The organism is Clostridium beijerinckii, assembly GCF_018223745.1.
Taxonomy (GTDB): domain Bacteria; phylum Bacillota; class Clostridia; order Clostridiales; family Clostridiaceae; genus Clostridium; species Clostridium beijerinckii.
Genome location: NZ_CP073653.1, coordinates 4,965,878 through 4,978,487, shown reverse-complemented (window position 1 = coordinate 4,978,487; position 12,610 = coordinate 4,965,878). Strand labels below are relative to the sequence as shown.

The following is a 12,610-nucleotide window of genomic DNA, read 5'->3' as shown; positions in this document are numbered from 1 at the left end:
TTTAATAATTAAATCATAAAACATAATTACCCACTATGGATGTTTATTGGTTAAGTACCTTTTTATATTAGTGCATTATAATATCAGAATTTATAATGTAGAGAATTTATAAATGGTTTTATCTTTATATACTTCTCCAGCTCTAAGTATTGGAGATTTAAATTTACTACAGTTTATAGAGTTAGGAAAATATTGAGTTTCTAAACAAAATCCATTTCTACGATTATAAACAGATTTATTTTTACCTACATCTGAACCATCAAGAAAGTTCCCACTGTAAAATTGAATTCCAGGAGTGGTTGTATAAACATCCAATACTATTCCAGAATTTTCATCAATAGCTTGAGCAGCTTTTGAGCTATCACATCCATCGGTATTTAGTACCCAGTTATGATCGTATCCTTTTCCAAAATCAATTTGTTCATAATCACTAGTTATATTTTTGCCGATAGGAGTTAATGATCTAAAGTCCATAGGAGTTCCGGCTACCTCTTTTATTTCGCCTGTAGGAATTGAATATTTATCGTTTACTGTAAACTTATCTGCATTTATCATCAATTTTTGATTAAGAACGTCACCAGATGAATGACCGGATAAATTAAAATAAGCATGATTTGTAAGATTTACGACTGTATCTTTATCAGAAGTTGCACTATAATTTATCTCTAGAGCATTATCTTCAGTAAGGACATAAGTAACTTTAACATTAAGGTTACCAGGATATCCTTCTTCACCGTCTGGGCTAAAATAAGAAAGTTCTAATGTATTAGGAGAATCTTCAACTATTTTTGAATCCCATACTACTTTATCAAAGCCTTTTAAGCCGCCGTGTAAATGATTTTCTCCATCATTCTGAGCTAAAGTGTATTCTTGATCATTAAGGATGAACTTTCCATATTGAATTCTATTTCCAAAACGTCCTATTAAGGCACCGAAAAATTTATCTCCTTTTAAATAACCATCTAAATTATCATATCCTAGCGTTACATCAATTAATTTACCATCCTTATTCGGAACTAGAGATGAAACTATTGTACCACCGTAAGTAGAAATCTCAACTTTCATTTTGTTAGAGTTTGTTAAAGTATAAATATAAACATCTTTTCCATCAGGCATTGTTCCGAAAACATTTTTTTCTATTGCCATGATAACACCTCCGTATTTAATAAATTACTACATATTTTTTAGTATACATTTACATAATTAAAGATATCGGTTTCATGTATGTACAAGTATATTATATTACATTAAAATTGTACATACAATTATTTCTAGAAATTATTTTGGAAATATATTAAAATAATATAAATATATGCTTAATAATTACATTAATGGAGTATTAAAACAATAAAAATTAATATAGTAACAAAATAAAAAATATATCTTGCAATTAATTTCCTATATTTTAATATTAATTCAACCTTAGCTCAAGAATATTAAATATAAATTTATTATTGTAATATATATTATAAATGGAGGAATTATGTGGAAACTAGTTATCGCTGATGACGAGCCTAAAATTAGAAGGGGTATTGAGAATATTTTAAATTGGAGTGAGTTCGGTATTGAGATAGTAGGGCAAGCAGAGGATGGAGAAATTGCATTAGAAATTATTAAAGAAAACAGACCTGATATTATATTATTGGATATAAATATGCCATTCTTAAACGGTTTAGACCTATTGCAAAAGCTAAAAGAGATTGGCAATAATGGGATTGTTATTATAATAAGTGGATATGATGATTTTTCATACGCTCAAAAAGCATTGCAGTTCAATGTTTTCGATTACATTCTAAAACCTGTGAGTAAAAAGAACATAGAGGAGATAGTAATTAAAGTAACCAAAAAACTTATTGAAAGGGGAAAAGAAAACAATTACTTAGAATGGGTAAAAAGACAATTAGCTGAAAATAAGGAAGTATTACAAAAAACTTTTTTTAGCGAATGGTTTAACAATAAATTAAGTGATGAACAAGTTTTAAAGGAGATGAGTTTTTTTGATATCGAGTTTGGAAGAAATATTGGAATTATGGTTATAAAGATTGTAGAAAAACTTAATGTTGAAGTAAGTGTTAGGAATTGGAGTGTTGAATTATTAGAGTTTGCAATAGCTAATATTTTAAATGATGGATTTAAAGATTTAGAGTTAAAGTATATTTTTAATGATGATAAGAAAAATATAATACTAGTAAGCAAAATAAATGATATGGGGTGGTGGATTTCTATTGCAAAAAAAATACAGAAAGAGATATATAAATATTTAAAGTGTAATGTATTAATTGAGCAGGCAAGTGTTTTTAATGATGTATTTAAGATAAAAGATGAATATATGAAGATAATGAATAGGGTTAATGAAAAAAAGAAGTGCAGTTCTATGGTTTTACTAGCAATCAAGTATATAGAAGATAACTATTATTCAAATGAGTTAAATATAAATTATATATCAAATAAATTAGAAGTAACATCCTCATATTTAAGTAAATTATTAAAAAAAGAAACTGGATTATCATTTATTGATTACCTTACTAAAATAAGAATAGAAAAAGCGATGTATATCATGGAGGATCCAGCTGTTAAAATTTATGATGTGGCAGAACTAGTCGGCTATAGTAATCAACATTATTTTTGTAGAGCTTTTAAAAAAGTAGTTGGAGTTTCACCAACGGAATATAAGAGGGGAAAATAGAGTGAATAATAAAAGAAAAATTATTTATTTATCTATAATTATAGTTTGTATATCTGGACTAATAATTTTTGCAATCTATTTATATAGGACAAACTCTCAGAAAAAGGATACATTTATAATCGGTATGTCTCAAGCAAACCTATATGAACCATGGAGAATAAGTATGAATAAAGAAATACAGGAAGAAGCTAAGAAACATAGCAATATAAAAATAATTTTTAAGGATGCAGGTGGAGATGTTGAAAAACAAAAAGAGGATATAGAAGATTTGATGAACTTTGGCGCAGATTTACTGATTGTTTCAATTAATAACTCCAAAGAACTAACACCAACTGTAAGAAAAGCGTATGAATCTTTACCGGTTATATTATTGGATAGAGCTGTTGATGGATATGATTATACTTTATATATAGGGGCTGATACAAGATCTATAGGAGTGCAGGCAGGAGAGTTAATTGCTAATTTAGCTGGTAATAACAAGGCTAATGTTATAGAGGTCCAAGGAATATTAGATTCAAGTACAGATAAAGAAATAACTGATGGATTTAAAGAAGCGATTAGTAATTATAAAAATATTGCTATAGATAGAACCATTGTAGGGAATTGGCAGAAGAATGAAACAGAAGATAAATTAGAAGAAATATTGAAAGATGATAAGGACGTTAATATAATTTTTGCCCATAGTGATTATATGGCACTTGGGGCATATTACGCTACCGTAAGTACTAATTCAAAAAATATTAAAATAATTGGTGTTGATGGCTTAGAAGGACCTCAAGGAGGTATAGACCTTGTTAGAAATGGCATATTGCAAGGAACATTTACATGCAAGACTGGAGGAAAAGAAGCAGTAGATTATGCAATAAAAATATTGAATAAGAAAGATGATATTCCTAAAAAAGTATTACTAAAGTGCAATAAAATAACTAAAGATATTTTAAGTAATTAAATATATGGATTTCCATATTCCGTAAAAGTATACAAAAGTGCTGATTAATGCAAATACAATTTGTAAGTATAAATATATAATTAATTCATGAAAACGAAATCATGAATATAGGGGGAATTAATTATGAAGTTAAAAAAGATGATGGCATTAATGGCGAGTGCTGTATTGTGTATTGGCATGCTTTCAGGCTGCGGTGGATCTGGAGCTGGTGGAGGCGATTCAGCAAAGACATCAGCAGCGAATTCATCTAGCAAAAAAATAATTGGATTTGCACAGGTTGGTGCAGAAAGTGGTTGGAGAACAGCGGAAACTGACTCTATAAAATCAATTCCAACATTAGATCCTAACTTTGACTTGAAATTTTCTGATGGACAACAAAAACAAGAAAATCAAATAAAAGCCATAAGATCATTTATTGCACAAAAGGTAGATTTAATTGCTTTAGATCCAGTTGTTGAAACTGGATGGGATACAGTTCTTAAAGAGGCTAAGGATGCAAAAATTCCAGTAGTAATTGTTGATAGAAAAGTTACAGTTTCAGATGATTCACTTTATAAATGTTTCTTAGGTTCAGACATGGTTGCAGAGGGGAAAAAGGCTGCACAAATACTAATAGATCAATTCGGTAAAGACGCAACACTTAATATAGCAGAGCTTCAAGGAACAGTGGGGTCTACTGCAATGGTTGGAAGACAACAAGGGTTTAATGATGCAATAAAAGATTGTCCTAATTATAAGATAATAAAATCACAAACTGGAGATTTTACTCGTGCAAAAGGTAAAGAAGTTATGGAAGCATTTCTAAAATCAGATGGTGATAAAATAAATGTACTATGGTCTCATAATGATGATATGGCAATGGGAGCTATTCAAGCTATAGAGGAATATGGAAAGAAACCAGGAAAAGATATATTTATAGTTTCAGTTGATGGTATTAAAGATATATTCCAAGCAATGGTTGATGGTAAAGCTAATGCAACTGTTGAATGTAATCCGCTACTTGGACCTCAATTACTTGAAGTTGCTAAAAACATATTAGATGGTAAAGAAGTCGAAAGAACTATAAACTCAAAAGAAAGTCAATTCTTACAAAAAGATGCTGGAGCAGAATTACCAAACAGAAAATATTAATGATAATATGCATAAGAGCTGGAATTCAATCCATGCTCTTATGTTAAAAAAGATGTAGTACGTACATGTTTGTAATTGTGTTAAAACAAGAGGAGTGATATAAGTGAGTGATTCTAATATAGTTTTAGAGATGAAAAATATTAGCAAGTTCTTTCCGGGTGTTAGAGCACTTTCAAATGTTGATTTTACACTAAGAAAAGGTGAAATCCATACGCTAATGGGAGAAAATGGTGCTGGAAAATCGACATTGATAAAGGTTCTTACAGGTGTTTATAAGATAGATGAAGGAACAATTATATTGAGGGGAAAAGAAATAAAAATATCATCTACTCAGGAAGCTCAGAGTCATGGAATTAGTACTGTTTATCAAGAAGTAAATCTATGTCCAAATCTATCGGTTGCAGAAAACATATATATTGGACGTGAACCTAAGAAAAATGGAAGCATAGATTGGAAGAAAATGAATAGAAATGCAGAAAAATTATTAGAAGAAAGGCTTAATTTAAAGATAGATGTAAAAAAAGCCTTAAATAATTATTCGGTTGCAGTACAGCAAATGGTAGCAATTGCACGTGCTGTAGATATATCTCAAGGTATATTAATCTTAGATGAACCAACATCAAGTTTAGATGATAAGGAAGTAAAGCAATTATTTAAAATTATGAAAAAATTTAAAGAAGAAGGTATGTCAATAATATTTGTTACTCACTTTTTAGATCAAGTATATGAGGTTTCGGACAAACTTACAGTGCTTAGAAATGGTGAGTTGGTTGGGACATATGATGCAGACAAACTTTCTAGGATAGAATTAGTTTCTAAAATGATTGGTAAAGACTATAGCGAGATAGAAAAAAGTACAAGAACAAAGAAAGTAGTTAATGATGAACAGAGAGAGAATTTAATATCAACAAATAATTTTGGAAGGTCTGGAACTATAAATCCATTTAATATAGAAATCAAGAAGGGTGAAATTCTTGGATTTGCAGGGCTTCTTGGGTCTGGTAGAAGCGAATGTGCGCGAACAATATTTGGGATAGATAAATCTACTAGTGGAAATATAACTATAAATGGAAAAAACTATTCGTATATTTATCCTCAAAAAGCAATAGAGGAAGGTTTGGGTTTTTGCCCAGAGGACAGAAAAGTTGAAGGAATAGTTGGCGATCTAACAATAAGAGAAAATATAATATTAGCATTGCAAGCTAATAGAGGAATATTTAAATATTTGCCGATGAAAAAACAACAAGAAATTTCACAAAAATATATAGATTTACTTAGAATCAAAACTCCAAGTATGGAGCAAAAAATAAGTAACTTAAGTGGTGGTAACCAACAAAAGGTAATATTAGCAAGATGGCTCGCAACAGAACCGCAATTATTAATTTTAGATGAACCAACAAGGGGAATTGATATAGGAGCAAAAGGTGAAATAACAGAATTAATATTAGCATTAGCTAAGCAAGGAATGACAATTTTGTTTATTTCGTCAGAGCTACCAGAAGTAGTTAAATGTTGTGACAGAGTAATTGTTCTTAGAGATAGAAATATTATCGGAGAACTAGTTGGAAATGAAATAGAGGAATCTAATATCATGAAAACTATAGCAGGAGGTGCTAGATAATATGGAAAATAATAAGAAACAAACTTTTTTCCTTAAAATTTATAATGCTAAAATATTTTGGCCATTAACAAGCTTAATAATATTACTTTTGTTTAATTTTATAATGACACCAAGTTTCTTAAGCATAAGTATGAAAGACGGGCATTTATTTGGAAATACTATAGATATACTAAACCGTGCAGCTCCATTAATATTGATATCTTTAGGAATGACTCTCGTAATTGCAACTCAAGGAATTGATATTTCCGTTGGATCAATAATTGCAATAAGTGCAGCTCTTTCTGCAACTGTAATAGTTGATGGAGGTTCAGTTCCATTAGCAGTAGCAATAGGAATAATTAGTGGACTTGTATGTGGAATATGGAATGGGTTTTTAGTTTCGTATATAGGAGTACAACCAATGGTTGGAACATTAATTTTATATATTGTTGGTAGAGGAGTTGCTCAACTTATAACAGGAGGACAAATATTAACTTTTACTAATAAGGATTTCATATTTATAGGGACAGGCTACATATTGCTTCCTATAGCAATATTTATAGCTATTGCGGTAGCATTAATTATGTATTTTTTAATAAGGAGAACTGCTCTAGGATTATTTATTGAGTCTATAGGAGTTAACAATAATTCATGTAAATTCGCAGGAATTCAATCTAGGAAAGTTGTATTTTCACTTTATGTTATATGTGGAATGTTAGCAGGAATAGCAGGAATAATTTTATGCGCTAATATAAAAAGTGCTGATGCTAATAATGTTGGTTTGTGGTTAGAATTGGATGCAATCCTTGCAACAGTTATAGGTGGGACGTCTATGGCAGGAGGACGGTTTTATCTTTCAGGGACAGTTGTAGGGGCATTGTTCATACAAACATTAACTACAACAATTTATAGCTTAGGTGTTGCACCTGAAATTACACTAGTTGTTAAAGCTATAGTAGTTATAGTTGTATGTATAATTCAATCTCCTGAATTTAGAAAAATTCTTAAGATAAAGAAAAATACAAAAATCAATCTAAAAGATAAAGAGGTGATTAAAGCATGAATAAGCTAATAGGAAAGAAGAACGCATTTAAGATAAACAAAGATTATATTGCAATTTATGCTACAATCGCATTATTTATAGGATTGTTTCTAATAGGATCAGTATTATATAAAAGTTTTTTATCAGCACAAGTATTTACTAACTTGTTCATTGATAATGCATATTTAATAGTGGTGGCAATTGGGGAAGCAGTTGCAATATTAACTGGTGGAATAGATCTTTCAGTTGGATCAATGATAGCTTTTGTAAGTATGATTACAGCAAGTTTATTGCAAAAAGGAGTAAATCCTTTTTTAGTAATGCTAATAGTTCTTATTGTTGGAATTATTTTTGGAACAGTTCAGGGTATCTTGATTCAAAAGTTTAAACTACATCCTTGGATAGTTACACTTGCAGGAATGTTCTTTGCAAGAGGAGCTAGTTATATTATAAGCATTGATACAATTATAATTGATAATCCAGTTTTTACAGAAATCTCATCATATAGAATATCAATATTACCAGATGCCTTTATATCAATTAATGTTATCGTTAGCCTGATAGTTGTCGCTGCTGCATTTTATATGATGAAGTTTACAAGGTTCGGAAGAACTGTGTATGCAATTGGTGGAAATGAAAATTCAGCTAAATTAATGGGATTACCAGTGGAAAGAACAAAAATACTTGTATATACATTTTCGGGTTTCTGTTCATCTTTAGGTGGTTTATTGTTTACAATATATACTCTTTCAGGTTATGGTCTTCATTGTAATGGAATGGAAATGGATGCTATAGCAGCATGTGTAATCGGAGGTATATTATTAACAGGTGGATATGGTAATATAATTGGACCATTATTTGGTGTATTAACTACAGGAATTATTCAAAGTCTTATAATGTTTGATGGAACACTAAATTCATGGTGGACTAAAATAGCGGTTGGAATGTTATTGTTCATATTTATTGTATTGCAGAGAATTATTGTAATTAGAGATGAAAAGCGAAAAAATGTCTCATCTTCTTAATCAAACTAAATAATATAATATGGATTAATATAATAAAATGAGCATTTGTATGATCTTTTAAAATAAGAAAGCACAAATGTTCATTTTATTTTTGAACTAATGTAATATATTTAAATAAATATATATGCCAAGTATTGGTAGTTTGGGCTATAATTTAATATATAGGCTTGTTAATTATAAGTATAGTTAATAATAAAACTTGAAATATAGATGTGCTAATTTGTGGATGATAGATATGATTTATACAAATGTTTTGGAGGTATAGGGTGAATAGTTTAAAAACATATTTTATGAATAAGAGCATAGGGGATAAACTCATATTTTATTTTTTTGGAGTAATCCTCATTGTTACTATTACTATTACTACTTTGGGAAATTTACTATATAAAGATTCAATTAACTTTTCACAAAATGAAAACACTAATCAAATAATAAAACAAATAAATAGCAATATTGAATCTTATGTTAATAATACTGAAAACATTATAAATTATATGTCAATCGATCCTAGAATAATAAAATTCCTTAATGATAATAAATCTGAAGATACTGATATTGAAGACGAAGCGTATAAATCTATTTATAACTTTGTTAAATTCAATCCGGAAATAGCTGGAATAATGGTGGTAAACACTAATGGTGGTTATATAAGTGATGTAATGAACAGAGTATCAAGAGATCCTTTATATAATGAAGAATGGTATACAAAGGCTTATAATAAGCCTGAAACTATACACCTATTTACTAAACCAATAGGTAGGAACATTGATAATATTTTTCGCTATTCTGCTGATGAAGTCTTCTCCATGTCTAAAGCTGTTGTGGATTCATCTACTAACCAAATAAAAGGTGTAATACTTATTGATATAAAATTAGATGCAATCAAGAAAATTATTGAGAATTCAAGACCAGGAACTGCGGGTTTTATTTATATTATGGATATGAACAAAGAGATTGTTTATACTCCTGTTAATAATATAGTATATAGAATTAAAAATGAATGGATAGAGAATATTAACAACGATATAATAATAAAAAATATTAATGGAGAGAATTATCAATTGACAAAGATTGATTCAAAATATACAGGATGGGAAACAATTGGAGTATTTCCTGAAAGTGAGAGTTTACGAGTTATTAAATATATAAGATATTATTCTTTTGTAGTAGCTATTTTGGCATTAATAATAGCTGAAATTTTAGTTATAATCTTCACAAGATCTATTGTAAATCCAATTCAAAAATTAAAAAGGTTAATGAGAAAAGCTCAAGAAGGAGATTTAACAGTATCATTCAATGCTAAGTATAATGATGAAATAGGGGAACTTGGCGGCTCTTTTAATACCATGGTAAAAGAAATAAATAATCTTATAAAATTAGTACAAATTGAAGAAAAAAATAAAAGGCTGGCTGAAATGAATGTTTTACAGGCTCAAATCAAGCCGCATTTTATGTATAACACTTTAGATACGATAAGGTGGATGGCAGAAGAACATAATGAAGAAGATATAGTGGAGATAATAGAAGCCTTTACTAACTTGCTTAGAATAAGCTTAAGCAAAGGAAAAGAAATAATAAGTGTCAAAGAAGAACTTAGTCATGTACAAAGCTACTTAATTATTCAGAAAATAAGATATGAAGACAAGCTTGATTACGAAATTCAATTTGATAAAGAAATACTTAATTATAAGTTAATAAAATTAATATTACAGCCCCTTGTTGAAAATGCAATTTACCATGGAATAAAAGAAAAGCGTGGCAATGGAAAGATTTTAATTACAGGAAAAATTGAAGATAATTTATTATGTTTTACTGTAGCTGATAATGGAAAAGGTATGGATGAAGAAACATTAAATAAAATAAATAATATGCTTAATAATAACGATGGAAATAAGAATCAGATTGGATATGGAATTTTTAATGTAAATGAAAGAATAAAGATTATACATGGAAGTGAGTATGGGTTAGTCTACAGAAGTATTATTGGAGAGGGGACAATTGTTGAGCTTAGACATCCAATAATTGAGCCAGAATAATATTAGATCAAAATGAAAATAGGTAAAATCCGAATATCGGATTTTACCTATTTATATTTTATCAAATAAGGGGAGTGGTAAATATTAGGATTGTAGAGAGTCTATTATTTCTTTCTGGAAGGTTAATGAAATATATTCTAAAATCATCAATCAATATTTACCACTTTTATATAAATAAGATTTATAGCACTATTAATTAGAATTTCCAAGCGGCACTAGAAAACTTTAGTTCGTTTTTGAATGTTGAAAGTTTAGTGTCATTATTAATTACTACACATTCAACTCCAACCATATCAGCCCAATCTAATAATTGTTCTTCATCAACATAGAATGAGAAGCTAGTATGGTGAGCACCACCAGCCATAATCCATGCTTTAGCACCTTCTTTTAATGATGGTTGTGGTTTCCAAAGAACGCTTGCTACTGGTAAGTTAGGCATATCTTCAGTTACTTCAACACAATCAACACTATTAACAATTAAACGGAATCTGTTACCCATATCAATTAATGAAGCAGCAACAGCTGGACCAGAAGCACCTTTAAATACTAAACGAGCTGGATCTTCTTTGCCTCCAATTCCAAGTGGGTGTACTTCAATAACTGGCTTAGTTGCAGCAAGTGTTGGACATATTTCAAGCATGTGTGCACCAAGAATCAATCCATTTTCTGAATCCATGTTATAAGTGTAATCTTCCATCAATCCTGTACCTTTTCCACCAGCCATGATTTTCATAGCTCTAAGAAGTGCAGCAGTCTTCCAATCTCCTTCAGCACCAAAGCCATAACCTTCAGCCATTAGATGTTGAACAGCAAGACCAGGAAGTTGCTTCATTCCGTGAAGTGCTTCGAAGTTAGTTGTGAAAGCTGTATATCCTCTTGCATCCAAGAAAGTTCTTAAACCAATTTCAATTTTAGCTTGTTCACGGATAGAGTCCATAGAAGCTTTAGGATCTATATCATATAATTTAGAGTACTCAGCCATAAGTTCATCTATTTGATTTTCTGTAACTGTATCCATTGATTTAACTAGGTCACCAACTCCATAGTAATCAACTATCCAACCAAATTTAATTTGAGCTTCTATTCTATCACCATCAGTAACGGCTACATTTCTCATGTTATCTCCGAAACGAGCAACCTTAATACTGTGTCCTTCAGTAAATGCAACAGCAGGAGCCATCCATTTAGCTATATCAGCAGAAACAGAGGCATCTGTCCAGTGACCAACTACTATTTTACGAGCTATGTCAAGTCTAGCTCCAATATATCCAAATTCTCTATCTCCATGAGCTGCTTGGTTTAAGTTCATGAAGTCCATATCAATTGTTCCCCAAGGAATTTCTTTATTAAATTGAGTATGGAGATGAAGTAATGGTTTTCTTAGTTCAGTTAAACCATGAATCCACATTTTAGCTGGTGAGAATGTATGCATCCAAGTAATTATACCAGCACAGTTTTCATCGTTATTAGCATCGTTGCATACTTTTCTAATTGAAGGAGAATCAGTAGCAACTGTTTTAAAGACTATTTTATAAGGTAAATCCTTTTTGTTTAATTCATCAACTATTATCTTTGAATTATCAGATACTTGCTCTATTACTTCAGGACCATATAGATGTTGACTTCCTGTAATAAACCAAAATTCATAATTTTTTACTTTTAACATTTAACATTCCTCCTAATATATAAAGTGAAACTTTTTAAGTGGAATTTTAACTCCACCTTGAATTTATACCCTTAAGGGGCACCTAGTCCAGGAGCTTGCGGCCGTTATCTCTCACTTAAGAAGATGGAGTACTACGGATGCTAGCTATTGGATAAATAAAAATGCTTATCTAAATTTAGTATACCTTTTCATGAGTACAAACAAGTTTTTGATGTATGTACAAGCTTATTATAATACAATAATGTTGTACATACAAGATGTAAAATGAAAAAAATAAAAAATATTAACTTTCCAGATAAACATTATTATGGTTTAAATTAGGTAAAAACAGCCTTGCAGTGAAATTTATATTTGAGATTACGATAAAAATTATTAAAGTAGATGATGTATGGTTAACCTTTGTGTTTAAATAAATTTTAGAAAAAACTATTGATATATATAGGGAATAGAGATATAATCAAATCATCAAGTGCGT

Annotated in this window: 9 protein-coding genes; 7 read left to right on the top strand and 2 right to left on the bottom strand. The window is 29.9% G+C overall.

Going from position 1 to position 12,610, the window contains the following annotated elements; all coding sequences use genetic code 11:
• Nucleotides 1-90: 90 nt before the first annotated feature.
• Nucleotides 91-1,146, bottom strand: a complete 1,056-nt coding sequence (locus tag KEC93_RS22400; protein WP_077869565.1) for an aldose epimerase family protein — start codon at nt 1,144-1,146, stop codon at nt 91-93.
• A gap of 337 nt (nt 1,147-1,483) precedes the next feature.
• On the opposite strand from KEC93_RS22400, the gene KEC93_RS22395 reads away from it, so the two are divergent.
• From KEC93_RS22395 to KEC93_RS22365, 7 genes are all read left to right on the top strand, one after another.
• Entirely contained in the window at nt 1,484-2,686 is a 1,203-nt protein-coding gene (locus tag KEC93_RS22395) for a response regulator transcription factor (RefSeq protein WP_077869841.1), read from the top strand.
• 1 nt (nt 2,687) lies between these two features.
• On the top strand, nt 2,688-3,635 hold the full coding sequence (locus KEC93_RS22390; protein WP_077869842.1) for a substrate-binding domain-containing protein: 948 nt from the start codon (nt 2,688-2,690) through the stop codon (nt 3,633-3,635).
• A gap of 123 nt (nt 3,636-3,758) precedes the next feature.
• The gene (locus KEC93_RS22385) at nt 3,759-4,766 is read left to right on the top strand and encodes an ABC transporter substrate-binding protein (protein WP_023973858.1); all 1,008 of its coding nucleotides are present in this window, start codon (nt 3,759-3,761) and stop codon (nt 4,764-4,766) included.
• 103 nt (nt 4,767-4,869) lie between these two features.
• A complete protein-coding gene (locus tag KEC93_RS22380) occupies nt 4,870-6,387 on the top strand; it encodes a sugar ABC transporter ATP-binding protein (RefSeq protein WP_077869843.1) in 1,518 nt (505 codons plus the stop codon).
• A gap of 1 nt (nt 6,388) precedes the next feature.
• Nucleotides 6,389-7,429: an ABC transporter permease gene (locus tag KEC93_RS22375; protein ID WP_077309370.1), complete on the top strand. Its 1,041-nt coding sequence runs from the start codon at nt 6,389-6,391 to the stop codon at nt 7,427-7,429.
• Nucleotides 7,426-8,433: a galactofuranose ABC transporter, permease protein YjfF gene (yjfF, locus tag KEC93_RS22370; RefSeq protein WP_077869844.1), complete on the top strand. Its 1,008-nt coding sequence runs from the start codon at nt 7,426-7,428 to the stop codon at nt 8,431-8,433. Before KEC93_RS22375 ends, yjfF begins: the two co-directional genes overlap by 4 nt.
• Before the next feature lie 266 nt (nt 8,434-8,699).
• Nucleotides 8,700-10,469 (top strand): sensor histidine kinase, encoded by a 1,770-nt coding sequence (locus KEC93_RS22365; protein WP_077869845.1) that lies wholly within the window; start codon nt 8,700-8,702, stop codon nt 10,467-10,469.
• A 196-nt stretch (nt 10,470-10,665) separates the two neighbouring features.
• Here the strand turns inward: KEC93_RS22365 and araA are convergent, their stop codons facing one another.
• The gene (araA, locus tag KEC93_RS22360) at nt 10,666-12,135 is read right to left on the bottom strand and encodes an L-arabinose isomerase (RefSeq protein ID WP_077869846.1); all 1,470 of its coding nucleotides are present in this window, start codon (nt 12,133-12,135) and stop codon (nt 10,666-10,668) included.
• Nucleotides 12,136-12,610 lie beyond the last annotated feature (475 nt).

Excerpts from the sequence above, each read along its gene's own strand:
- KEC93_RS22400 (WP_077869565.1), bottom strand. The coding sequence starts at position 1,146 with ATGGCAATAGAAAAAAATGTTTTCGGAACAATGCCTGATGGAAAAGAT.
- KEC93_RS22395 (WP_077869841.1), top strand. The coding sequence starts at position 1,484 with ATGTGGAAACTAGTTATCGCTGATGACGAGCCTAAAATTAGAAGGGGT.
- KEC93_RS22385 (WP_023973858.1), top strand. The coding sequence starts at position 3,759 with ATGAAGTTAAAAAAGATGATGGCATTAATGGCGAGTGCTGTATTGTGT.
- KEC93_RS22375 (WP_077309370.1), top strand. The coding sequence starts at position 6,389 with ATGGAAAATAATAAGAAACAAACTTTTTTCCTTAAAATTTATAATGCT.
- yjfF (WP_077869844.1), top strand. The coding sequence starts at position 7,426 with ATGAATAAGCTAATAGGAAAGAAGAACGCATTTAAGATAAACAAAGAT.
- araA (WP_077869846.1), bottom strand. The coding sequence starts at position 12,135 with ATGTTAAAAGTAAAAAATTATGAATTTTGGTTTATTACAGGAAGTCAA.